The sequence below is a fragment of the Empedobacter sp. UBA7620 genome (assembly GCF_002484185.1).
Classification (GTDB): domain Bacteria; phylum Bacteroidota; class Bacteroidia; order Flavobacteriales; family Weeksellaceae; genus Empedobacter; species Empedobacter falsenii_C.
Map to the genome: position 1 here is coordinate 38,226 of NZ_DLJI01000002.1, position 25,832 is coordinate 64,057.

Here is a 25,832-nt window from a genome sequence, read left to right on the forward strand (position 1 = left end):
GATTAAGATGAAGTTTACTTTTATAATTTTTATTTTACTACTATCAATAAATAATTACGGACAACAAACTATTTCGAAAAGTGAGGTTATAGATGCTAAGATAGAATTGTATGAAAATAAAATTGATTCTAAGCTAAGAGAACTTGATTTGAAAGAAGATAATTTAGAATTAAGCAAACAAAATGTCGCTGATATTATCAATTTTCATAAAGAAGGAATGGAGGAATTTCATCGAACTTTGAATTATTTATTGGTTGTGATGGGAATTATTGTTTCGGTTGTCATCGCTGCTGCAGGTTATTATCTAGAACGTTTTAACAAGAGAAAATCATTAGAACTCAAAAAAGATATTGATGCCTTGAAACAATCGATGGAAGAAAGTCTTGAAAAAATTAAGAAAGAATCTGAAATAGAATTAAATCTAATTCGTGCAGAAGCCAAACGTCAAATGAATCATTTCAAAAATGATTAAGCAAAAAAACAGACTAAATAATCAAATATTCAAAACTGAGTTAGATACAATATCTAACTCAGTTTTTTATTTTTTCTAAATCATTTCTAATAATAATCAATCATAGATAGCAAATTGAGTTAAAATTGATTGCGATTTTAGTAAATTTAAATACTTTTCGTTAGATTCGTCTGTCAAAGATTTATTATTTTTGCCTCAATTATACTCAACCTTAAAATGGCTATAAAAAACACGCAGGAAGCACCAAAAACTCCTAAAAAACAAATCGTCAAAACAATTATAGGTATACTGTTTTTAGTAATCGGTTTATTACTATTAGCTTCGTTTATCTCTTATTTTTTTAATGGTTTTATGGATCAGAGTCAAATCTCTGATTTATTAGACAAAAGTCAAACCGCCGAAAATATCTTCGGGAAGTTTGGCGCATTATTAGGCGAAACATTCATTTTGCAAGGAATTGGAATCGTTTCATTTTTTGTCCCAGTTTTCTTTATTCTTTTAGGAATTAAAGTAGCTACAAATTGGAAAAAAATTAAACCTTTCACAACGCTTTATCAAAGCATTTTCTTCATGATTTGGTTGCCAATATTTTTTGGTTGCATTTTACCAACTCAACACATGCTTTCTGGCGTAATGGGATTTGAAATTAATGATTTCCTAAATAGCTTTATTGGTAAATGGGGTGTGATTTTATTGCTTTTCGTTAGTTTATTGATTTATTGTGTGATTCATTTCCGAATGACGTATCAATCAATCCAAGAAAAAATGGAAGAACGTGCGAAACAAAAAGAAATTGAGCGCATAGAAAAAGAGCAAGAAAAAATCAAGAAAGAACAGCTTGAATTAAGAAAACGCAAGGAAAAAGAAGAACAAGAAAAGATAAATAAATTCAATCAAGATGCCGAAAAGCAACAAGAAGATAGTTTATCGCAAGAATTAGAATTAATAGAACAACAAGAGAAAGAAGCAATTCAATCTCATAAAGTAAATCCAAACGAAGCGTTTCATCAAGAATTTAAAATTAATCAACCAAAAGAAGAAGAAATAATCGAAGAAACTCCACTTAATATTACAGAATTAGTGGTTGAAGATTTGGCTGATGAGGAGGAAGAATATGATCAAGTAGATTTTTTATCAATTAATGATGAACAAAATTTCGAAACAGAAATTCAACCTGCTCAACCAACTCAAAATTCTTCTGAAAATGGATTAGAATTAAAAGTTCAACATGTTGATGAGGAAGAAGAATTTGAAGCGGCTTCTGCTCGATTGGTGCAAGAACAAGGTGAATACAATCAACGTTTAGATTTGCCAAATTATCAATTTCCTCCTATTTCATTATTGAAAAAATATGACAACGGAAATACGTTAATTGATCAAAAAGAATTAGAAACGAACAAAAATAGAATTGTCGAAACCTTAGGAAACTACGGAATCGGAATCGATGAAATTTCAGCAACAATCGGTCCTACAGTTACATTATACGAAATTGTACCAAAAGCTGGAGTTCGTATTTCTAAAATCAAAAATCTTGAGGATGATATTGCCTTAAGTTTGGCAGCGCTTGGTATTCGTATTATTGCGCCGATTCCTGGAAAAGGAACAATTGGTATCGAGGTTCCAAATTCTAATCCTTCAATGGTTTCTATGCATTCGGTTATTGCTTCACAAAAGTTCCAAAATGCTGATATGGAATTGCCAATTGCTTTCGGGAAAACAATTACGAATGAAACCTTTGTTGCCGATTTAGCGAAAATGCCTCACTTGTTGATGGCTGGTGCAACTGGACAAGGTAAATCGGTTGGTTTGAATGCAATTATTGCTTCATTAATCTATAAAAAACATCCATCTGAATTAAAATTTGTGATGGTCGATCCGAAAAAAGTTGAGCTTACTTTATATTCTAAAATAGAGCGTCATTATTTAGCAAAATTACCAGATTCGGAAGAAGCAATTATCACAGATAATACAAAAGTAATTAACACGTTAAATTCACTTTGTATTGAAATGGATGATCGTTACGAATTATTAAAAAATGCTTTCGTTCGAAATATCAAAGAATATAACGCGAAATTTAAACAACGCAAATTAAATCCAGAAGTAGGTCATAGATTCTTACCGTATATTGTATTAATTGTGGATGAGTTTGCAGATTTGATTATGACAGCTGGTAAAGAAGTTGAATTACCGATTGCTCGTTTGGCTCAGTTGGCTCGTGCCGTTGGTATTCACTTGATTGTTGCGACTCAACGTCCATCTGTAAATGTGATTACAGGAACAATTAAAGCCAATTTTCCAGGACGTGTCGCTTTCCGTGTAACGTCAAAAATCGATTCGAGAACAATTTTAGATTCGCAAGGAGCCGATCAATTAATTGGTAAAGGTGATATGTTGTACACAACTGGAAACGAATTAATACGTTTACAATGTGCGTTTGTGGATACACCAGAAGTAGATAAAATAACCGAATTTATTGGTGAACAACGTGGTTATCCAGATGCGATGCATTTGCCAGAATATGTTGGCGAAGAAGGTGGTTCTAATTTAGATATTGATTTATCTGATCGTGATGTACTTTTTGAAGATGCTGCAAGATTAATTGTAATGAATCAACAAGGTTCCGCGTCTTTATTACAACGAAAATTAAAATTAGGATATAACCGTGCCGGACGATTGATTGATCAATTGGAAGCTGCCGGAATTGTTGGTCCTTTCGAAGGAAGTAAAGCAAGACAAGTGTTGATACAAGATGACATGAGTTTGGAACAGTTGTTGAATAATTTGAACTAAAATTTATTAAAAACAGATAGAAATTAAATTGTATGAAAAAGATAATCTATTCTTTCATACTCTTATTAGTAGGGGTTGGAACATTAAACGCTCAATCAGCAAAACAAATCTTAGACAAAGTTTACGCTAAATATACCAACGCAAACTCGTATTACATCAAATTTGATTTTAGCCATAATGCAAATGGAAAATCAACAAGTCGTTCGGGAGAAGTTTTTGCAATGAAACAAAAATTTAACTTGAATGTAGGCGACATCAACCAAATTTTTACAGGAACTAAATTATATACAATTGCAAAAGATGACAAAGAAGTCACTATTTCTGATGCATCTAACACAGATGATTTCTTAACACCAACTAAAGTTTTGAACACATATCGTACTGATTTCAGCTACGCTTTAACAGATAAAAAAACCGTTGGAGGAAAAACAATTCAGTATATAAAATTAACGCCAACTAAAACTTCTACAATCAAATATTCGGTTTTGGGAGTGAATACAGCGAATAATGAAATCTACGATTACAAGGAATATGGTAAAAATGGCGACACAACATCAATCATTGTAAAAGATTACGTTCAAAATTTACTTATTCACAAAAGTTACTTTAACTTTGACCAAAAGAAATATAAGTCGCAAGGCTATATGATTACTCAATTATAATCAATGTTAAAAAAACTTGACTGGTATATAATCAAGACCTTTTTAGGTCCATTTTTTTTCATATTTAGTGTTCTATTTTTCATCTTTATCGTGCAATTTGCATGGCAACAAATGGAAAAATTTGTTGGAAAAGGTTTAGAATGGTACACTATTACCGAATTACTTTTTTGGTTAGGAATTAACGTTATTCAGCTTGTATTACCGCTTACAATCCTTTTGGGGTCTATTATGACCATGGGAGGTTTTGGAGAACGATACGAATTAGCTGCAATGAAAGCATCTGGAATTTCACTTACCAGAATCCTTGCTCCATTATTTACGTTAGTCGCTTTAATGTCTGTCGGATTGTATTTTTTCGGAGACAAAGTGATGCCTTATTCCCAACAAAAAGCGCGAACAATGTACTTCAATATCTTACAAACCAAACCAACGGTAAGTATGAAAGAAGGTGTTTTTATCGAAACCGTTCCCGGATTTCAGATGAAAATTAATAAAGTTTCGGGCGAAAATTCAGAAAAATTAGAAGACGTTTTTGTCCATCAAAATGCACCTTTTGGTGAAAATACGATGACAATTATTGCGAAAAAAGGAAATCTTGCTCCAGACAAAAATGACAACCATTATCTAAAAATGGAACTTTTTGATGGAATTGCTTATACCGATAATATCAAAAATAAAAACTTTGATCAACGTAAACGTCAAGAAAATCAATATACTAAATTTGATACATTAAACTATTATATTGACATTTCAGATATTCTAAATTCTGGTAAAGACGAAGATCCAGGAAACTCTTACAAATACTTGGACGGAAAAGGTTTAAGACATCTTATCGATTCATTAAACACAGATTATAAGAAGTATTACAAAGATTTGAAAACGAATATGTTTAATCAAAACTATTTCTATTCAATCAAAGTAAAAGATATTGATACGGTAAAAACAAATATGATTTTTGACTTGAAAGAGCGAAATCGTCAAGAACAAGATCAAGTTCTTAATCAAGCCGTACAAATGGTAAATCGTGATCAAGAAAATATGACGTTTTCTGAACAAGAAATTGTAAACAGAGAAAAGTTATATTCAAAAGTAAATATTCATTACCAACGAAATTTCTCGTATGCAGTAACATGTATTATTTTCTTTTTGATTGGATCATCATTAGGTGCAATCGTAAAAAAAGGAGGAATCGGAATGCCAGTTGTCATTTCAATTATCATTTTCGTTATTTATTTTATCCTTAATTTCTCGGCAGAAAATATGGCGAAAAACGGAAAATTAGATCCAACTTTTGCCGCTTGGGCAGCGAATATTATCGCGCTTCCTTTCTCTATTTTGTTTAGTTACAAAGCCAATCAAGATTCTGGATTATTTGACATCAGTATTTACGTTGATCCAATTGTAAAATACTTTAATAAGTTTAAGAAAACAAACAAAAACGAGGAGCATTCTCGTTATCAATAACATAAAACAATGGAAAATAGATCATCTCAATTAAACACAATTGAAGAAGCTTTAGAAGATTTAAAACAAGGAAAAGTTATCATTGTAGTTGACGATGAAGATCGTGAAAATGAAGGAGATTTCCTATGTATCGCCGAATTTGCAACACCAGAAGTCATCAACTTTATGGTTACGCACGGACGCGGATTGGTTTGTACGCCACTTACACAACAAAGATGTAAAGCATTAGGTTTGGACCTTATGGTTGGACACAATACGGCTATTTACGAAACTAATTTTACTGTTTCTGTGGATTTACAAGGTCACGGATGTACGACAGGAATTTCGGCTTCGGATCGTTCTAAAACTATTCAAGCTTTAATTGACGAAAATACAAATCCAGATGATTTAGGAAAACCAGGACATATTTTCCCATTAATTGCAAAAGATGGTGGAGTTTTAGTTCGCATGGGACATACAGAAGCTGCTGTTGATTTGGCACGCATGGCGGGACATTATCCTGCTGGATGTATTGTCGAAATTTTAAAAGAAGATGGAGAAATGGCTCGTTTGCCAGAATTGTTAGAGATTGCGAAGAAATTTGATCTTAAAATTGTTTCGATTGAGGATTTGATTGCTTACCGATTAGAAAACGAATCATTAGTAAAACGTATCGAGCAATTTCCAGCAAAAACAAGATTCGGAGAATACGAATTAATCGCTTATCAACAAACAACAAATAATCAAGTTCACTTCGCTTTAAAAAAAGGAAAATGGACAAAAGATGATGTAGTTCCAGTTCGTGTAAAATCAACAAATAGCTATTATGATTTGTTTAGCGCTTTACAAAACGGCGAAACACCATTGTTAGAAAAAACAATGAACATCATTAATGAAGAAGAAAGAGGTGTTGTAATTTTTATTAATAACATTCAAAGTTCTGAGTTGATTGAACAAAAATTAGAGATTTTCAAAAGTTTTTCTGAAGGAAAATCAAAATCTGGTGTTTTACCAGCCGATGAAAAAGATCACGGAATTGGTTCTCAAATCATCAAAGATTTAGGCATCCAAAAAATGAATTTGATTACACGTACTTTAGAAGAACCGCATACTACACAATATGGTTTGGAAATTGTAAAATGCACTCAGTTATAAAATAAATTAAACTTTATACTAACGAAAGCAGTTCTGAAAAGAGCTGCTTTTTTTTTGTATCGTTCTGTAACCTTTTCGTTATATTGTAGTCTTATAATAAACACTATATGCGAAATAAAACGTTAGTTCTTGTACTCTTTATCATTTCAAGTATTGGATTTGGGCAAAAAACGAATTCAAAAAATATCTACATATCAGATATTGATAATTTTTGGGTCGCTTATGATAGTATTCAATCAACAAATGATTATTCTCAAAAAATAAAGTTTATCAACACTTTATACATCGACAAAGGAACAAAAGGTTTAAAAACTTTTATGAAAGTAAGAGATTATAGTGACACTATTTACGTTAAACTTATTGATAGTTATCCTAAATTTTGGAATTCAGTAAGACCAAATACACTTACCATAAAGAATAAAACAAAAGAGTTAACTAAAACTGTAAAAAAACTCAAAAAACTATATCCAGAACTAAAAGAAGGTGAAATGTATTTTACAATTGGAGGTTTACGCTCGGGTGGAACTTTATATGAAAATATGGTTTTAGTTGGTGCTGAAATTGCAACAGGAACTCCAAAAACAGATGTTTCAGAATTTGAAAATAATTGGCTAAAAAATGTTTTTGCGAAGCAATCACTTGATAATATTATTTCACTAAATATTCATGAATATGTACACACGCAACAAAAACCAAATGAAAACAACTCATTATTACATCATACATTAAAAGAAGGTTCGTGCGATTTTATTACAGAACTTGTATTAGGAGAACCAATCGAAAAACAATATATTTTTTATGGAAAACAACATTTCGATGAATTGAAAAAACAATTTAAAGAAGAGATGTTTGTAGATGATTTTTCAAATTGGTTATACAATGGAGGACAAAAGGGTAAAGCTGCTGATTTGGGATATTTTATTGGATATGAAATATGTAAATCATATTATAATCAAGCTAAAAATAAAAAACAAGCGATAAAAGATATTATAGAACTGAATTATCAAGATGAAAAAGCAGTTGAAAATTTTCTTCGAAAATCTGGTTTTTATGAAGAAGGTTTTGATAAAAATCGATTATTAAAAGAATACGAAAAAAAACAACCTTATATCGTAAAAATTGAACCTTTCGGAAATGGTTCAACAAATGTAGATTCATCTATCAAAGAATTTAGAATTACATTTTCTAAACCAATGAATCCAAAAGAATATTCAATACAATTCTCAAAAAAAGGAAAAGAGTATAGTCCTAAGATTACAAAAGCTAATTTCTATAACAATAATACTACATTCGTTTTAAGTTTGGAATTAATTCCAACTAAAGAATATGAATTTGTAATTTCAAATCGTTTCAAATCAGAAGACGGATATGCTTTAAAATTAGATAATAATGAACTAATCGTAAATTTTAAAACTAAATAAAACAAAAAAAAGCTTCTCGGGATCGAGAAGCTTTCTTATTAATAATCATCATAATATTTAATGCGCATAATGTTTACGAGAAACAAAATGCAGAATTTTCTGAACTAATTTTGTGTTTTTATAAAGATTCCAGTTCATTAATAAAACACTGAACAAAATTACTGCCAAACCGTAAATTTGCAAATGAGTTACGACATCATCTGTAAAAAAATAACTCAATGCAACGGCTACAATAGGGTTTACATACGCATATGTAGAAACTTCCACAGCTGGACGATATTGCAACAACCAAACATATGATCCGAAAGCAAGAATAGAGCCAAAAGTTGTTAAATAAGCCATTGCCAACCAATCTTCTGTCGCTACATTCGCAAAATTGAAATTAGCATATTCTCCATTGAAAATTGCAACTGTATTAAACAAAACTCCAGCAGTAATCATTTGCCAAGCCGTTTTGACCATAATGTTCAAATCTTCTTTTGGTTTCGTAACTTCTTTTTTCTGCTTTTCTGTTACATATTTTGAATACAAAGAACCTAACGTCCAAGCAATCGAACAAAAGATAAGAACAATCAACCCAATCATGTTTAGGAACTGTTGATCTACATCTGCGTGCACAGTGGTTGTCTGTTCATAAAACAACATCAAAACACCAACAAAACCTAACAGAACACCTAAAACAGTAGGAATACTTGAAAAATTTTGTTTCCATTTCGGTTTATCTAACACAATAAACCAAATTGCTGCCGATGCTGCCATAATTGCAACAATTCCACTTGGTAAAAATTGTTCGGACCAAATAATCCCAGCCATATCAATAAACAACAACATAAACCCTGTAAACATACATTGTTTCACAATTTGTTTATCCCACAGCTTGTAACCTTTCAGTTTACAATATCCCATCAACATTGTGCTCGCCGCAATAAAGCGAAACGAACCCAAAATAAACGGACTAAAACCATGTAAAGCCTTATCTATAAAAAAATAAGTTGATCCCCAAACTACATAAACCACGAAATACGCTGCAATAATCAGCCACTTACTTGGTTGATTCCCTTTCATTCAATCTCTATTTTTTAAATCGTTGGTATAACGATATTTTGTTCTTCTTTTATTGTTTGTAAAACTATAGTTGTACGCGTAGAAGTGATTCCGCCAATTTTACTCAAATGTTTGCGCATCAATTCTACCAAACCTTCGTTATCAGAAGTTCTCACTTTGATTAGATAACCATCTTCTCCAGCAATATCATGAACCTCTAAAACTTCTGGAATTTCGGCAAGTTGTCTTCCTACTGTTTCATCACCGATAATATCTACGGTTTTGATAAACATATACGAAAGTAATTTTTGTCCAACTGCCACTGGATTTATTTTTGCGTGATAAGCCAAAATAACTTGCTTATTTTCAAGCTTTTTCACTCGTTCTAATATTCCAGAAGGAGCCATTCCCAATTCTCTTGCGATGTCTGCATTGTTAATGCGTGCATTATCTTGCATTAATCGCATGATTTTCAAATCAGTAGCATCTAAATTAAATTCTATCTTTTCCATTTCGACTGCAAAATTAAGACTATTTTGAATAATATTCAAAAAATATATCAAAAATTGTATGTTATTCTTGATATTATTTTAAACTATAAATTAAATTCATTTTATACTAAATAAATTTAATCATTATTCATAAAAAAAGCTGCCCATTACTGGACAGCTTATGTTATTTAAAAATTTCGGTTAGAGAATTAGTTTCCTCCTTCTTCCATTTTCTTTTTCAATTCTGCTAATGAATCGATATCTCCTAAAGTAGAAGTTTCGATTGTGTTAGATGAATTGTTGTTATTGTTGTTAGATGATCTCTCAGATTTAACTTCTTCCTCACGGAAAGTAGCTGTGTGAGAAACTACTACACGACGGAATTCTTTGTTGAACTCGATAACTTTGAAAGATGTTTCTTCACCTTTTTTGATACGAGATCCGTCTTCTTTCTCTAATGTACGAGCTGGAGCGAAAGCTTCAACGTCAGCATCTTCGAATTGTACTGTAGCACCTTTGTCAAATACGTCAACTGCTTTACCTGTGTGAACTGTACCTACAGCATATTTAGCTTCGTACTGATCCCATGGATTTTCAGTTAATTGTTTGTGACCTAAAGATAAACGACGAGCTTCTACGTCTAATTCTAAAACTACTACGTCTAAGATATCATCAACTGCACAGAATTCTGATGGGTGTTTGATTTTCTTAGTCCAAGATAAGTCAGAGATGTAGATTAATCCGTCAACACCTTCTTCTAATTCTACGAATACACCGAAGTTAGTGAAGTTACGAACTTTACCTTTGTGAGTAGAACCTACTGGGTATTTAGTTGTAATATCTGTCCAAGGATCTGGAGTTAATTGTTTGATACCTAAAGACATTTTTCTTTCTTCTCTATCTAAAGTTAAAACTACTGCTTCAACCTCATCACCTACTTTTACGAAATCTTGAGCAGAACGTAAGTGAGTAGACCATGACATTTCAGAAACGTGGATTAAACCTTCTACACCTGGAGCAACCTCAACGAATGCACCGTAGTCAGCTAAAACAACTACTTTTCCTTTAACTTTATCACCAACTTTGATATCAGCATCTAAAGCATCCCATGGATGAGCCTCTAATTGTTTAATACCTAATTGGATACGAGATTTATCTTCGTCGAAATCTAAGATTACAACGTTGATTTTTTGTCCATCTTCTAAGATTTCAGATGGGTGGTTGATACGAGACCAAGATAAGTCAGTGATGTGGATTAAACCATCAACACCTCCTAAGTCTACGAATACACCGTAAGATGTGATGTTTTTAACTTCACCTTCTAATACTTGTCCTTTCTCTAATTGAGCAACGATTTCTTTTTTCTGAACTTCGATATCAGCCTCGATTAACGCTTTGTGAGAAACTACTACGTTTTTGAATTCTGGGTTGATTTTAACAACTTTGAACTCCATAGTTTTTCCTACGAATTGTTCGTAATCACGAATTGGTTTAACATCGATTTGAGAACCTGGTAAGAAAGCTTCAATTCCGAATACGTCAACGATCATACCACCTTTAGTACGAGCTTTGATGTAACCGTTAACAATTTCTTGAGAATCGTGTGCTTTGTTAACAGCATCCCATGCATTTAATGTACGAGCTTTTTTGTGAGATAAAATTAATTGTCCATTTTTATCTTCACGTTGATCAACCATTACTTCAACGATATCCCCAACTTTCAAGTCTGAGTTGTAACGGAATTCGTTTAATGAAATAACACCTTCTGATTTGAAGTTGATGTCAACGATAGCTTCTTTATCTGTAATACGTACAACTTGTCCTTTGAATACTTCATTCTCATGTAAGTCTTCTAAAGTTGTATCGTACATTTGCTCTAATTCAGCTTTTTCTTTACGATCTTCTTCGTTTAATCCTGATTCGAAAGATTCCCAATCAAATGATTCTGGCGCTACGTTTGCATTTGCAGACGCATCTAATACTGGAGTGTTTAATACAACTTCTTGTACTTCCTCTTGTTTTGTTTCTTTAGACATAATTCTAAAAATTTGTATCTCAATCTATTTTATTTCGGAATCTTCAAATGCAAATAAATGACCGAGAGATGTTTAACTTAATAATTAATCGCTTGATTCCTAAACCATTTTAGCGAGTGCAAAGATAAACAATAATATTTTAATATTTGGAATAATTTTAGATTCAACTCAAAGAAATTTAAGATTTTATAAACGAATTACACTCTTGTTTATTCGTAACTTGTAATCGAATCTCAACTTTATGGATAGTCTAAAGAAAATAAAACGATTTTCTAAAATCGTAAAAGTCGTTTCGAAATATGGTTTTGAAGAAATACTTTCTCGCGGAAATGATTTGTTCCATTCTGACCAAAACAACGAATTTTTCAACCAATCATTCAATCAACGTTTCCGAATGGCTTTGGAAGAACTTGGTCCTACTTATATCAAATTTGGACAATTATTGAGTAATCGAAAAGATTTGGTTCCTGAATCTTTGGTAGAAGAATTAAAAAAATTACAAGATAATGTTCCTCCAGAAGAAATTGACATCAAACAAAAAATTAGAGACGAATTTGGAATTGAGCCTGACGAGCATTTTCTTTTTATAGAAGAACAACCTTTTGCGGCAGCAAGTATTTCGCAAGTTTATCGCGCAACTTTATTGAATGGAGAAAAAGTTGTGTTCAAAGTAAAACGATCTAATATTCAGAAAATAATTGAGTCTGATTTAGCCCTGATTCGAGATATTGTTCATTTTTTAGAAAAAAAATATGAGAAACTTCAAAAATTATTCATTTCTGAAATCGAAAAATCATTTGAAAATTCAATTCTGAAAGAACTTTCATTAACCAATGAATTTCAGAACATCGAACGTTTCAGAAAAAATTTCGAGAATAGTAAAGATGTTTATGTTCCGAAAACATATGAAGATTATTCCAACAATAATTTTCTTTGTATGGAATTTATCGAAGGTTTTAAAGTAAACGATGTTGAGCAATTAGAAGCTTTGGGACTTGATCCGAAAAAAATCGTACAGAAAGGTTTTGATATTTATTTGAAACAATTACTTGATGATGGATTTTTCCATGCTGATCCACATCCCGGAAATATTTTTATTTTAAAAGATGGACGTTTAGCTTTTATTGATTTTGGTTCGATGGGAATTCTAGCCATCAACGAAAAAGAAGCTTTAGAAAATGTTGTAATTGATTTTGGATTAAAAAATCCGAAACGCATTGTTCGTTCACTCAAAAAAATGGCGATTAAACATTATATCGAAAACGAAAAACAATTAGAACGTGATATTGCAGATATTTTTGATTATTTAGAATACAATACAGTTGATACGATAGAAGTTCAAATTATCATCAAGAAATTCAACAATATTCTACAGCGAAATCATGTTTTATTACCCGAATATGTTTATATTTTACTACGCGGAATTGCGCTTATAGAAGGAATTGGACAACAATTACACGCTGATCTTAATGTACAACGTTCGATGCGCCCTTATGCAGTAAAATTGGCTCGACAAAAATTTCATCCTAAATATTTGAGTAAAAAAGCAATTGATAATTTTAAAGATATTCAGGATTTAATCAACGATTTACCAGAAGATACCTTGAAATTAATCGAAAAAGTAAACAATGATAAATTGGCTTTAAACTTTAAGATTGATCAAATAGGTAATATTCAGAAATTAATAAAAGACAGCATTAATAAACTGGTTTTAGCGATACTTACTTTAGCTTTTGGAATTGGAGCAAGTATGTTAGCTAATACAACTGTTCGTCCTGTGATTCTAGACATGCCACTACTTTCTTGGATTGGTTATTTATTATCTATCTTTACAGCTGGATGTATTATTATATTAGTTTTTAGAAAGAAATAATAAAATTAAAATTAATAAAAATAAAATAGCCACCTCAATGAGGTGGCTATTTCTATTGTAAGCTATTCAAAGAATTATTATTTCTTTTTTGTAGCTGTTTTTTTGATAACTTTTGTTTCAGTTACTACAGCTGTTCTAGGTAATACCTCAACACGTCTGTTTCTTTGGTAACACTCTTCAGTGTTTTCAGTACATAACAATTGAGATTTTCCTAAACCACGAGCAGTTAAACGAGCTTTATCCACTCCACCTCTTTCAACTAAAATATTAACTAACGCTTGAGCACGTTTTAAAGATAATGTTTTGTTATAAGCGTCTTTACCTCTTTGGTCAGCATGTCCGTCAATGTAGAAGCTTTTTTCTTTTAAATCATCAGAATTTAAAATTTGAGCAGCTACACGTACATCTTCGTAAGAAGAAGGAACAATTTTATCAGAGTTGTATTCGAATAAAATATTAGATAAACGTTTTGCTACGTGAACTTCTGTCCATGGACATCCATTATTTTCTTTTGGTCCTTTTACTGTTGGACAAGCATCATCTTTATCTGGAATACCATCTCCATCTGTATCTGGACAACCTTGGAATTCAGCTAAACCATATTCGTTTGGACAAGCATCATCTTTATCAAAGATTCCATCACCATCTGTATCTGGCCAAGGACATCCATTATTTTCTACTGGACCTGCAACTGTAGGACAAGCATCATCTTTATCTGGAACACCATCACCATCTGTATCTGGACAACCTTGGAATTCAGCTAAACCAAATTCTGTTGGACAAGCATCATCTTTATCAAAGATTCCATCACCATCTGTATCTGGACATCCGTTTGTAGATGGATCATTTGTAGCGATACCTGGAGTATCTGGACATGCATCTTCGTCATCAGGAATACCATCACCATCTCTATCTTGTTTTCCGAAACGGAAAGTAACACCTACTGTGTGTTGGAAGAAATCGAAATAATTGTTTCCTCCGTAAGCTGGTAACCAGTTGTAATCAGAAGCAACGTTTAAACCAAAGTTTTTAGTAAACCATAAGTTAAATCCAGCACCTAAAGAAGCTACAAAGTGATTTTTCTCTAAATCTTCAACTTCTGTTAATTGGTAAGTTTCATTTCCATCACCATTACCATAGTAAGCTGTTAATGGAAATTGTAATCCTGTGTAGTCGTATCTGTGGTAACCAGCACCTACACGGATATATGGATCAAACCAAGAATCTTCTTTTAAGATATAACCATTAGCTAACTTATAACGTAAACCTAAACCAGCATTGATGAATAATTCATCTTTGATACGTAATCTGTTGTTATCAACTTCACCTACTGAAGCAGTTAAATCAACATCAAAAGATCTGTTTAAGTTACGGATGATAGATAATTTAGATAAAGGAGGAACGATATCCCAATTATCTGTTTTGAAATACTGGTTGAATGGTCCAGTCACTGAGTTGTGATCAACTGCGTGAGCACCAACTGTAATTGCCCAAGGATTCTTAGAATTCTGAGCATCTACAAAAGAATTACCCGCTAGGAATAATACTACTGCAGATAATAATAGATTAAACTTTTTCATTATCAAATATTTAGCGTTTTAAATATATTAAATTTTACTTAATTTTATACAATTATAAGACAAATTTAAGAATTCTTTATCATTCTATCCAAATCTCTTTTCAAATCTTTTCCTTTTATTGTGTTTCTTTTGTCAAAAAGTTTCTTCCCTTTTGCCAAATATATCTTCAATTTTGCCAACCCTTTATTGTTTATAAATAGCGTGGTTGCTACAATCGTTAATCCAGTCTCTTTCGTTTTGCGTTCTAATTTTCTCAACTCAGATTTTTGTAATAAAAGTTTTCTGTCTCGTCTAGTTTTATGATTAAAGTATGTTCCCCAATCATATTCGTCAATAAACATATTGACAATATAGAGTTCTCCATCCTTCATTTGACAAAAACTTTCGGTAATCGAAGCTTTTCCCATTCGGATAGATTTTATTTCAGTCCCAAATAATTGGATGCCGGCTTCGTAAGAATCTAATAATTCATACTCAAACCTTGCACGTTTATTCTTAATCGTAACTTCTTTCTGCACTTTATTTTATTCCAATTAAAATTTGTAACTTTGCCGGAAGGTCAAACAAACATCATACCAAAAATTATGTTAAATGTTTCTAATTTATCGCTTCAATTCGGCAAGCGTGTACTTTTCGACGAAGTTAATATAAAATTTACAAATGGCAACTGTTACGGGATAATTGGTGCCAATGGAGCAGGAAAATCTACTTTCTTAAAAATATTATCAGGTGAAATCGATCCAACTTCAGGACAAGTTAGTCTTGAAAAAGGAAAACGTATGTCTGTTTTAGAACAGAATCACTTCAAATATGACGAATATACAGTATTGGATACTGTTTTACGTGGAAATAAAGTATTATACGATATTAAAGAACGTATGGATGCTTTATATGCTAAACCAGATTTTTCTGAAGAAGATGGTATCAAAGCAGGAGAATTAGGTGTCGTTTATGAAGAAATGAACGGATGGAATGCAGAATCTGATGCTGCTACATTATTATCGAATGTAGGAATTGATTCGGATATGCATTATTCATTAATGGGAGATTTAGATAATAAAGCGAAAGTTCGTATTTTGATTGCTCAAGCTTTATTTGGAAATCCTGACGTGTTAATCTTAGATGAGCCTACCAACGAATTGGACGTTAATACAATTCAATGGTTAGAGGATTTCTTAGGTAATTTCGAGAATACTGTAATCGTTGTATCGCACGACCGTCACTTCTTAGACGCAGTTTGTACGCATATTTGTGATTTAGATTTCTCTAAATTAAACCTATATTCTGGTAACTACACATTCTGGTACGAGTCTTCTCAGTTAGCTGCAAAACAACGTGCGCAACAAAACAAAAAAGCAGAAGAAAAGAAAAAGGAATTACAAGATTTCATTGCTCGTTTCTCTTCTAACGTTGCTAAAGCAAAACAAACGACTTCTCGTAAAAAAATGATCGAGAAATTAAATATCGAAGATATCAAACCTTCTTCTCGTCGATATCCAGCACTTATCTGGGAACAATCGCGTGAGGCTGGTGATCAAATCTTAGAAGTAAACAATTTATCTGCTTCTGTAGATGGAGAAGTTTTATTTAAAGATGCGAACATCAACTTGAAAAAAGGTGATAAAATTGGTATTTTCTCTCGTAACTCGAAAGCAGTTTCTCAATTTTTCGAAATTCTTTCAGGAAAAGCTCAGCCAGATTCTGGAGATTTTACTTGGGGAATTACAACAACACAAGCGTATTTACCTTTAGATAATACAGATTTCTTCAAAGAAGATATCAACTTGGTTGATTGGTTACGTCAATATACAGAATCAGACGATGAACGTCACGAAGAATTTATGCGTGGTTTCTTAGGGAAAATGTTATTCTCTGGAGACGAAGCTCTTAAAAAATCTTCTGTTTTATCAGGAGGTGAAAAAATGCGTTGTATGTTCTCTCGCATGATGTTATTACGTGCAAACGTATTATTGTTAGACGAGCCAACAGGTCACTTAGACTTAGAATCGATTACAGCATTGAATAATTCTTTGGTTAATTTCAAAGGAACAATTTTAATGGGTTCTCATGACCACGAATTGATTCAAACAACTTGTAACCGTATTATCGAGTTAACTCCAAACGGAATCATCGATCGTTATATGACGTATGATGAATTCTTAGATGATCCAAAAGTAAAAGAATTAAAAGCAAAATATTACGCTTAATAATTTCTTTCACCATATTTCTAAAAATCCAGAAGGTTCTACTTTCTGGATTTTTTTATTCATAAATTATTCTATCTTTGAGTTAGAATTTTTCGCATGATTCAACTTCCTACCATATTACTTTATCTCATTATTGCATTGATTATTTTTCTAATCATTATGATTACATATTTAATCCATTCATTAAAATCTGAGAAAAAAATAAGTCATGAGCAAACGCAACGTTTAGACAATTTATCTACAAAAGTTGATGAGTTAAAATTGGAGTCATACGAAGCTAAACTGAATCCTCATTTATTCAAAAACATACTTAATTCTATTCAGTCAAATGCTTATCAAACCTATTATACGATTGATAAATTGGCAAATGTGTTGGATTATATTTTGTACGAAAGCAAAGACAATTTTGTGACGATAAAAGATGAAATAGATTTCACTAAAAACTTTATTGAAATTAATAAAGTAAAAGTTTCGCCTTTGTTTGATTTTCAAGTTAAAACGAAAATTGATGAAACTTCACCTTATTATCAAGAAAAAATTATTTTACCTTTATTAAGTATTGATTTTATTGAAAATGCTTTCAAACATACCGACTTTCAACAAGCCAATTCATTTATAAAAATTTTGCTTGAACTGAATAATAAATCATTTCAAATTCAGGTAATGAATAAAATTTCACCAAAAAATAGTTTAAAAAAAGAAACTGGCGGACATGGAAGTCAATCCTTAGAACATCGCTTGAAAATGGTTTACGACGACGATTTTTCACTTTCTAAAACTATTGAACAGGATATTTTTGTAGCCAACTTAAAAATAAATCTACATGAGTTTTACACTAAAATGCATACTAATTGACGACGAAATTCTTGGGTTAAAATACCTGAAAATGTTGTGTGAACAAATGGAGGACATAGAAGTTGTGAAAGCTTATGTTGATCCTGAATTATTCATTAACGAAATTGAAAACTTAGATTTTGACTTTTGTATTTTAGACATCGAAATGCCTAAAATAAATGGTTTACAAATCGCTAATTTATTAAAAGAAAAACCGTTTATTTTTTCCACTGCTTATAAGGGATATGCTGTTGATGCTTTTGATTTAGATGCGACAGATTATATTCAAAAACCAATCAAAAAAGAGCGTTTACAACAAGCTGTTGACAAAGTAAAAAAACGTTTGCAAAATAGTTTTTCGACGCCAAATAATTTTGTACAATTAAATTCGGATAAAGGAAAAATTTTGTTGCAGTTTAATCAAATTTTGTACATTACAACTTCTACCGTTGACAGCCGTGATAAAGTGGTTTATTATCAAGATTTATCATTCTTGATTTTGAAAAATATCACACTCGATGCATTATCAGAAATGTTACCCGAAAAAGATTTTGTTCGTATCAATAAACGAGAAATAATCAGCTTACATCACATCAAATATTTCCACTCAGACAACGTTACTTTAGACGTTTTATCAAAAGAAAATAAAGAAATCAATTTGGTATTAAGCGAAGTTTACAAAGCTAATTTTATTGCTCAAATTTCAATTTGATTACAAAAAAAATCCATTTCATTACATTTTACTCAAGTTTAAAAAATATTGATATTTTTCTGTAAATTAATTTCTGACTTTTGTTGAAAATTAACGCCATGAAAAAATCGACAAGAAATTCAATTTTTTATATCGTAACCATTCTACTTTGTTCAATCATGATGTATTTTATTGTGATAAGAGCAGAAGAAATGGAAACTGGAAAACATGTTGTTCACGCTGCAAACGGAAGCAATTACTTCAATGACTTCATCAACAGTATAACACATAATATTGGACACCCTCTTGCTATTTTATTAGCACAAATTGTGACCATTATATTTACCGCAAGAGTTTTTGGATGGATTTTTAATAAAATTGGACAACCAACTGTAATTGGAGAAATTATTGCGGGTATTTTCCTTGGTCCTTCTTTTATTGGTATGCATTTCCCAGAGTTTTTTGGTGATCTTTTCCCAAAAGAATCGTTAGGAAACTTAGAATTTATCAGTCAAATCGGTTTGATTCTATTCATGTATGTCATCGGAATGGAGTTAGACCTGAAAGTGCTAAAGAAAAATGCACAAGACGCCATAGTTATTAGTCACGCAAGTATCATTATTCCATTTACACTTGGTTTGGCTTTGGCTGGATTAATTTATATGGAATTTGCTCCAGAAGGAATTAACTTTTTATCATTTGCCCTTTTTATCGGAATTTCGATGAGTATTACAGCCTTTCCCGTTTTGGCTCGTATTGTACAAGAACGCGGAATTAGTAAAACTCGTTTAGGTTCTATTGTAATTACTTGCGCTGCTGCCGACGATATCACGGCTTGGTGTTTATTAGCTGCGGTTATCGCCATCGTAAAAGCTGGATCATTCGTCAGTTCATTATATGTTATTTTACTAGCAATTGTTTACGTTATCGCAATGGTTCGTTTCGTTCGCCCTTTTTTAAAGCGCATTGCAGACGTACATTCGAGTAAAACAACGCTTACAAAACCTATCATAGGAATCTTTTTCTTGGTCTTAATTATTTCTTCATATTTAAGCGAAATCATTGGAATTCATGCATTATTTGGAGCTTTTTTAGCTGGAACAATTATGCCTGAAAATGTAAAATTCAGAAATTTATTCATCGAAAAAATAGAAGATGTTTCATTAGTTTTATTACTTCCACTATTCTTTGTTTTTACGGGTTTAAGAACACAAATTGGATTATTAGATAGTCCACATTTATGGCAAACAGCGGGATTGATTATTTTGGTTGCTGTAACAGGAAAATTTGTTGGAAGTGCAGTCGCCGCAAAATTTGTAGGACAAAATTGGAAAGATAGTTTGACCATTGGAGCCTTGATGAATACACGAGGTTTGATGGAATTAGTCGTGCTAAACATTGGATATGATTTAGGAGTTTTAACACCAGAAGTTTTCGCTATGATGGTGATAATGGCTTTGGTCACAACTTTTATGACAGGTCCAGCTTTGGATTTAATCAATTGGATTTTCCGCAAACAAAAAACAGAAAATGAACTTTCTGAAATTAGTCAAAGTCAGAAATATAAAATTTTAATTGATTTTCAAACACCCGAGAAAGGTGCTGAATTGTTGCGAATAGCTAATAGCTTTATCAAAAAACAAGACGAAAATTCACTTGTTTCTGCAATTCATGTGATGAAAAGTAGCGAAGTGCAACATTTCAATCTTGAGGATAGAGAAGCAGAAATTTTCGAGCCGATTATTGAGGTTTCCGAAGAGTTACACCAAGATGTAACAACCATGTTCAAAGTCTCTACAGATATGGTTTTTGAGACAATTGATGTTGCGCAAAAAGGTGATTACGATTTGATGTTGATGGGTGTAAGAAATTCTATTTATTCTGGTTCGTTGTTAGGAAATATTTTAGGATTTACGACAAAAATCATCGATCCAGATATTTTGATAGGTCAAGTTACTGGAAAAGAAAACATGTTTGATCATTCAATTTTCAACGAAAGAACGAAACAATTATTGAACAAATCAATTGTTCCTGTTGGAATTGTTTTGGACAAAAATTTCACAAAAGCTGAGAAAGTTTTTCTTCCTCTTTTCGGAAATAAAGATGCCGATTTACTGAAATACGCACAACGTTTAATCTCAAATAGCGAATCTCAAATTATTATTGTAGACGTGAGCGGTTACACAAAACGTCATTCAGAAGTAAAAGAAATTATTCGTAGTATCGAAAATATTGCTCCAAATCATATTAGCCTTTCGTACAAACAACAATTGGATAAAGAGTTTTTGGATGAAATGGATTTGATGATGATTAGTATGGAAAGTTGGAAAAACTTAATCGAAACAAAAAGTATTTGGATTTCCAATGTACCAACAACATTGATTATTTCGGAGTAAATCTTCTTCATTCAAGATTTATATATTCAATTACAAAAAATAAATCCAGCTTAAAAGCTGGATTTATTACTTTATATTATTCAAATCGATTAAACATCAATTTTTGCATAATGTGCATTCTTCTCGATAAATTCACGACGAGGCGGTACATCATCACCCATCAACATAGAGAACACGCGATCTGCTTCTGTAGCATTGTCAATCGTTACTTTACGCAACGTTCTGTGTTCTGGATTAAGAGTTGTATCCCATAATTGCTCTGCGTTCATTTCCCCAAGACCTTTGTATCGTTGAATTGTAACTCCTTTACCAGAACCATCTGTAGAAAATTCTGCAGTTAAACGTTCACGATCTTTTTCATCCCAAGCATATTCTGCTTTCGCTCCTTTTTTGATTAAATATAAAGGTGGCGTTGCAATGTAAATATGTCCTTGCTCAATCAATTCTTTCATGTAACGGAAGAAGAATGTCAAAATTAATGTCGCGATGTGAGAACCGTCGACATCGGCATCGGTCATAATCACAACTTTATGATAACGCAATTTCGAAATATTAAGCGCTTTCGAATCTTCTTCAGTTCCGATTGTTACACCTAAAGCTGTATATATATTTTTAATCTCTTCGTTATCCAAAACTTTGTGCGCCATCGCCTTTTCAACATTTAAGATTTTACCACGTAATGGTAAAATTGCTTGAAAATGACGATCACGACCTTGTTTTGCCGTTCCTCCGGCAGAATCTCCCTCGACTAAGAATAACTCAGATTCTTCTGGTTTACGAGAAGAACAATCCGCTAACTTCCCTGGCAATCCGCTTCCTCCCATTGGGTTTTTGCGTTGTACCATTTCACGAGCTTTCTTCGCTGCCTGACGAGCTTTTGCTGCTAAAATTACTTTATCAACAATTTGTTTTGCTTCTGTTGGATTTTCTTCTAAGAAATTCGTTAACATTTCTGCTACGATTTTATCAACCGCAGGAGAAACTTCAGAGTTTCCTAATTTCGTTTTCGTTTGTCCTTCAAATTGAGGCTCCATTACTTTTACCGAAATTACCGCTGTTAATCCTTCACGGAAATCATCACCAACGATTTCAACTTTTTCTTTTGCAAGATTAAAGTTTTCTTCTGCATATTTTTTCAATGTACGTGTCAACGCACGACGGAAACCAGATAAATGTGTTCCACCTTCATGTGTATTGATATTATTTACATACGAATGTACATTTTCGTTATACGATGTATTGTATCGCATTGCAACCTCAACTGGAATTCCATCACGTTCTCCTTCCATAAAGATTACTTTGTCCATGATAGATTCGCGGCTACCATCAATAAACTCAACAAATTCTTTTAATCCTTCTTCAGAATGAAAAGTTTCTGTAACAGGATTTCCTTCAGCATCTTTTTCGCGTTCATCAACCAATACAATATTGATTCCTTTGTTCAAGAAAGCTAACTCACGCAAACGATTTGCTAAAGTAGAATAGTTATATGTTTGTACTTCTTGGAAAATTGTATCATCAGGCGTAAAAGTTACTGTTGTACCACTTTTATCAGTCGTTCCAACTTCTTTTACATCGTACAAAGGTTTCCCTTTCGAATATTCCTGAATATATTGTTTTCCGTTCTTGAAAACTTCTGCCGATAAATGGTTAGAAAGTGCATTAACACACGAAACTCCAACACCGTGCAAACCTCCAGAAACTTTGTACGTATCTTTATCAAACTTACCACCTGCACCAATTTTCGTCATTACAACTTCTAATGCAGATTTTCCTTCTTTTTTATGTAAGTCGACAGGAATACCACGTCCGTTATCTTCGACACGAATCGAGTTTCCTTCTAAAATTGTTACCTTGATTGTATCACAGTATCCTGCTAAAGCTTCATCAATAGAGTTATCAACAACCTCGTAAACTAAGTGGTGTAATCCTCTAACTCCGACGTCTCCAATGTACATCGATGGACGAAGACGTACGTGCTCCATTCCTTCTAACGCTTGGATATTATCCGCCGTATATGTGTTATTACTCATAATATGTCTCTAACTTTTTAAAACAAACAAATATAGTGAATTTTGACGAGAAAACCTCTTAAAAAGAACTTAAAGTATTGGATAAAATAACGTTTTAAACATCATTTTTTGGATTAATTCAATAATTGTTAAAATAAAAAACCGAAATCAAATTGATTTCGGTTTTGAAGTATATAATTTCTATAAATTAAATATCTTTCTTTTCTAGGTAAACGACTTTTTTCGTTTCGAAAAAATCTTCGTCAAAAAAGTTTTGAATATCAAATAAAACTGCATTTGGAAAACCTGCTAATTCTTCTGTCAAATCGCCTCCTTTTAGGTATAACAAACCATTTGGAAAAGGATTAATCGCTTCTTTTTTGAATTTCCCGCGAATCCATTCCGCAAATCTTGGCATTGCTGTTACCGCACGAGAAACAACAAAATCATATTTATCTGTCAACTCTTCGGCACGCTTCTGTTCAGCTTTTACATTCGTCAAACCTAAACCATCAGCCACACCTTTTACAACCTTGATTTTTTTCCCGATAGAATCTACCAAATGAAACTGAACATTCGGAAACAAAATTGCCAACGGAATTCCTGGTAAACCTCCGCCAGTTCCTACATCCAGAACAGAAGAACCATCTGCAAACTCCATTACTTTTGCAATCGCTAACGAATGTAAAATATGATTCGTATAAATTTCGTCGATATCTTTTCGAGAAACAACATTGATTTGATCGTTCCATTCTTTGTACAAATCACCAACTTTCGAAAATTGCTCAATTTGTTTTTCCGTTAAGTCAGGAAAATATTTTAAAATTAAATCAATCATTGCTTAAATAATTTCTGAAACTCGCTGACAAACGTAATCTAACAACTTTGTATCGTCTTCTGTAAACGGATTAATTTTGTGCGAATCGATATCAATTTGACCAATATTTTCTCCATTTTTGAAAATTGGAACAACAATTTCAGCTTTCGTTTCTATTGAACAAGCCAAATAATTATCTTGTGCATAAACGTCTGGCACAACAAAAGTTTCGTTAGATTCTGCCACTTGCCCACAAATTCCTTTACCATAAGGAATTATTGTATGATCGGTAGCTGCACCAACATAAGGTCCAAGTTTTAGTTCATTTTTATCTCCATTCTTGAAATAAAATCCCACCCAATTATAGTATTCAACTTCGTCACTCAACAATTGACAAATCTTTTGTAATCTATCTTCCGTAGAAATTGCGCTATCAATTATGACATCCACGCGTTTATGTAAATCTTGCATTTTGTTACTTCTAAAAAAGCAAATTTATTGATTAATCATAACTTAATCAAAAGTTGACGTTTTTCATTTATATTTGTTCAAGATTTTTTAACCAAATGAAAGAATTTAAACCTTTATTGTTATTCCTTGCACGTTTTTTAGGAACTTACATTATTTTAAGTTTAGCTTATAAATTGTATTTGGATCAATATTTACCGCACAATACCCCTGATCCATTTACAAAATTAACATCTGATGTAACAGCTTTTGGTTTGAACAAATGTGGTTTTTTTACTTTTTCTAATATTGCAGAAAACCAACCTTGGATGCGTTTGGTAATGGACGGACAAGTCGCGTCTATTGTAAATGAAGGTTGTAATGCGATTTCTATTTTGATAATTTTCATAGCGTTTATCGTTGCTTTTTACACGAATTTCAAACAAACTTTTTTGTTTATTTTGTCTGGTTTAGCAATTCTTTTTGTGATGAATATTTCGAGAATTATGTTGTTAAATTATATTTTTAGATACCACGCAGAATATGGTAAAATGGCGCACGATTATCTATTCCCTGCAATTATTTATGGTTCAATCGTGATTCTTTGGATTGTTTGGATCAAATTTTTTGTAACAAAATACAATAAGCAAAATGCTAAATAAATATTTACGTTATGCAATTGCAGTTTTACTTGTTTTTGGATTGATATTAGTCCGAAAATTTGAAGATGTTTTATTTTATGATCCTTTCATAAAATACTTTCATTTTGTTGGTCATTCAAAATTCCCAGAAATTGATTTACCAAAATTGAGCGCTAGTTTGACAGTTCGTTATCTTATCAATACATTATTAACTGTATTAATTATTTGGTTTATTTTCTGGAAAAAAATTTACGTTAAATTCTCTATCATTATCATGATTATTGGATTAATCGTTCTTTTACCAATCTATAATTATTTGATTTCGACACAATTTTCATCAGGCGAAATGATTTTCTTTTATGTGAGAAGATTTCTCATTCAGCCTATGTTTTTATTGATTTTAGTTCCTTGTTTTTATTACCAAGAAATACAATATAAAAAAACGGTCGAAAATTAATTTTCGACCGTTTTTTTATTTTATCTAATTTATATTTTACAATAAACCTGATTCATCTTTTTCTTGTTGTGCATCCAATTTTGCTTGCTCTTTTGCAGCAGCTTCTTGTGCTTTTTGTTCTGCAACTTTACGTTTTTCTTCGTTTGCAATCTCTGCATTTGCTTTATTCACCGCTTTGTATTTATAAAGCCAGCCTAAAAATCCTCCCAAAATAAATCCGATACCAGCACCTCCAGTAATTCCTACCAAAAATTCTTTATCCGAAAATAATCTCGAAATATCCAAATTCGTAAAATAATACATTGCAATACTAATCGCAATCAACAAAAATCCAATAAAAGTAGAATAGGTCATCGTTATATG

At 32.0% G+C, this 25,832-nt stretch carries 22 protein-coding genes; 13 read left to right on the plus strand and 9 right to left on the minus strand.

The annotated features are described in order from the left end of the window. Positions 1 to 7: 7 nt before the first annotated feature. The 6 genes from B2217_RS00210 (at position 8) to B2217_RS00235 (ending at position 7,943) form a co-directional block, all read left to right on the plus strand. Positions 8 to 472 (plus strand): hypothetical protein, encoded by a 465-nt coding sequence (locus B2217_RS00210; protein ID WP_115001833.1) that lies wholly within the window; start codon positions 8 to 10, stop codon positions 470 to 472. A gap of 216 nt (positions 473 to 688) precedes the next feature. Continuing rightward, a complete protein-coding gene (locus B2217_RS00215; RefSeq protein ID WP_180905197.1) occupies positions 689 to 3,262 on the plus strand; it encodes an FtsK/SpoIIIE family DNA translocase in 2,574 nt (857 codons plus the stop codon). Positions 3,263 to 3,294: 32 nt separating this feature from the next. Next, positions 3,295 to 3,924 (plus strand): LolA family protein, encoded by a 630-nt coding sequence (locus tag B2217_RS00220; protein WP_115001837.1) that lies wholly within the window; start codon positions 3,295 to 3,297, stop codon positions 3,922 to 3,924. A 3-nt stretch (positions 3,925 to 3,927) separates the two neighbouring features. Continuing rightward, positions 3,928 to 5,388 (plus strand): LptF/LptG family permease, encoded by a 1,461-nt coding sequence (locus B2217_RS00225; protein ID WP_038332671.1) that lies wholly within the window; start codon positions 3,928 to 3,930, stop codon positions 5,386 to 5,388. Positions 5,389 to 5,397: 9 nt separating this feature from the next. Beyond that, a complete protein-coding gene (gene ribB, locus B2217_RS00230) occupies positions 5,398 to 6,522 on the plus strand; it encodes a 3,4-dihydroxy-2-butanone-4-phosphate synthase (RefSeq protein WP_180905198.1) in 1,125 nt (374 codons plus the stop codon). Between the two features lie 107 nt (positions 6,523 to 6,629). Continuing rightward, positions 6,630 to 7,943 (plus strand): Ig-like domain-containing protein, encoded by a 1,314-nt coding sequence (locus B2217_RS00235; protein WP_180905199.1) that lies wholly within the window; start codon positions 6,630 to 6,632, stop codon positions 7,941 to 7,943. Positions 7,944 to 8,000: 57 nt separating this feature from the next. Here B2217_RS00235 and B2217_RS00240 read toward each other — a convergent pair whose 3' ends face one another. The 3 genes from B2217_RS00240 to rpsA form a co-directional block, all read right to left on the minus strand. Next, positions 8,001 to 9,008 (minus strand): EamA family transporter, encoded by a 1,008-nt coding sequence (locus tag B2217_RS00240; RefSeq protein ID WP_180905200.1) that lies wholly within the window; start codon positions 9,006 to 9,008, stop codon positions 8,001 to 8,003. Between the two features lie 14 nt (positions 9,009 to 9,022). Beyond that, positions 9,023 to 9,499, minus strand: coding sequence for an Lrp/AsnC family transcriptional regulator (locus B2217_RS00245; RefSeq protein WP_038332665.1), 477 nt, complete (start codon positions 9,497 to 9,499; stop codon positions 9,023 to 9,025). Positions 9,500 to 9,687: 188 nt separating this feature from the next. Then, entirely contained in the window at positions 9,688 to 11,514 is a 1,827-nt protein-coding gene (rpsA, locus tag B2217_RS00250) for a 30S ribosomal protein S1 (protein WP_180905201.1), read from the minus strand. A 241-nt stretch (positions 11,515 to 11,755) separates the two neighbouring features. Here rpsA and B2217_RS00255 point away from each other — a divergent pair, with 241 nt between their 5' ends. Then, positions 11,756 to 13,387 (plus strand): ABC1 kinase family protein, encoded by a 1,632-nt coding sequence (locus B2217_RS00255; protein WP_180905202.1) that lies wholly within the window; start codon positions 11,756 to 11,758, stop codon positions 13,385 to 13,387. Positions 13,388 to 13,464: 77 nt separating this feature from the next. Here B2217_RS00255 and B2217_RS00260 read toward each other — a convergent pair whose 3' ends face one another. Both B2217_RS00260 and smpB read right to left on the minus strand, forming a co-directional pair. Continuing rightward, positions 13,465 to 14,967, minus strand: a complete 1,503-nt coding sequence (locus tag B2217_RS00260; RefSeq protein WP_180905203.1) for an OmpA family protein — start codon at positions 14,965 to 14,967, stop codon at positions 13,465 to 13,467. 65 nt (positions 14,968 to 15,032) lie between these two features. Beyond that, entirely contained in the window at positions 15,033 to 15,485 is a 453-nt protein-coding gene (gene smpB / locus B2217_RS00265; protein WP_038332657.1) for an SsrA-binding protein SmpB, read from the minus strand. A gap of 66 nt (positions 15,486 to 15,551) precedes the next feature. Between smpB and B2217_RS00270 the strand changes: the two genes are divergently transcribed. From B2217_RS00270 to B2217_RS00285, 4 genes are all read left to right on the plus strand, one after another. Beyond that, the gene (locus tag B2217_RS00270; RefSeq protein WP_115002136.1) at positions 15,552 to 17,174 is read left to right on the plus strand and encodes an ABC-F family ATP-binding cassette domain-containing protein; all 1,623 of its coding nucleotides are present in this window, start codon (positions 15,552 to 15,554) and stop codon (positions 17,172 to 17,174) included. Positions 17,175 to 17,333: 159 nt separating this feature from the next. After that, positions 17,334 to 18,029 carry a sensor histidine kinase gene (locus tag B2217_RS00275; RefSeq protein ID WP_084106856.1) on the plus strand — a complete coding sequence of 232 codons (696 nt, stop codon included), beginning with the start codon at positions 17,334 to 17,336 and terminating at the stop codon, positions 18,027 to 18,029. A 31-nt stretch (positions 18,030 to 18,060) separates the two neighbouring features. Then, positions 18,061 to 18,720 carry a LytR/AlgR family response regulator transcription factor gene (locus B2217_RS00280; protein WP_244957972.1) on the plus strand — a complete coding sequence of 220 codons (660 nt, stop codon included), beginning with the start codon at positions 18,061 to 18,063 and terminating at the stop codon, positions 18,718 to 18,720. A gap of 98 nt (positions 18,721 to 18,818) precedes the next feature. Continuing rightward, positions 18,819 to 21,095: a cation:proton antiporter gene (locus tag B2217_RS00285; protein ID WP_291121936.1), complete on the plus strand. Its 2,277-nt coding sequence runs from the start codon at positions 18,819 to 18,821 to the stop codon at positions 21,093 to 21,095. An 89-nt stretch (positions 21,096 to 21,184) separates the two neighbouring features. Here B2217_RS00285 and gyrB read toward each other — a convergent pair whose 3' ends face one another. The 3 genes from gyrB to B2217_RS00300 form a co-directional block, all read right to left on the minus strand. Beyond that, positions 21,185 to 23,128, minus strand: coding sequence for a DNA topoisomerase (ATP-hydrolyzing) subunit B (gene gyrB / locus B2217_RS00290; protein WP_038332647.1), 1,944 nt, complete (start codon positions 23,126 to 23,128; stop codon positions 21,185 to 21,187). 187 nt (positions 23,129 to 23,315) lie between these two features. Then, on the minus strand, positions 23,316 to 23,942 hold the full coding sequence (gene rsmG / locus B2217_RS00295; RefSeq protein WP_125349806.1) for a 16S rRNA (guanine(527)-N(7))-methyltransferase RsmG: 627 nt from the start codon (positions 23,940 to 23,942) through the stop codon (positions 23,316 to 23,318). A gap of 6 nt (positions 23,943 to 23,948) precedes the next feature. Next, positions 23,949 to 24,395, minus strand: a complete 447-nt coding sequence (locus tag B2217_RS00300; protein WP_038332644.1) for a GAF domain-containing protein — start codon at positions 24,393 to 24,395, stop codon at positions 23,949 to 23,951. A 95-nt stretch (positions 24,396 to 24,490) separates the two neighbouring features. Between B2217_RS00300 and xrtF the strand changes: the two genes are divergently transcribed. Then, a complete protein-coding gene (gene xrtF, locus B2217_RS00305) occupies positions 24,491 to 25,033 on the plus strand; it encodes an exosortase family protein XrtF (protein WP_180905205.1) in 543 nt (180 codons plus the stop codon). After that, the gene (locus tag B2217_RS00310) at positions 25,023 to 25,469 is read left to right on the plus strand and encodes an exosortase F system-associated membrane protein (protein ID WP_180905206.1); all 447 of its coding nucleotides are present in this window, start codon (positions 25,023 to 25,025) and stop codon (positions 25,467 to 25,469) included. The genes xrtF and B2217_RS00310 overlap by 11 nt, the downstream gene beginning before the upstream one ends. Positions 25,470 to 25,505: 36 nt before the next feature. On the opposite strand, the gene B2217_RS00315 is transcribed toward B2217_RS00310, so the two are convergent. Then, positions 25,506 to 25,823: a hypothetical protein gene (locus tag B2217_RS00315; protein WP_038332637.1), complete on the minus strand. Its 318-nt coding sequence runs from the start codon at positions 25,821 to 25,823 to the stop codon at positions 25,506 to 25,508. Positions 25,824 to 25,832 lie beyond the last annotated feature (9 nt).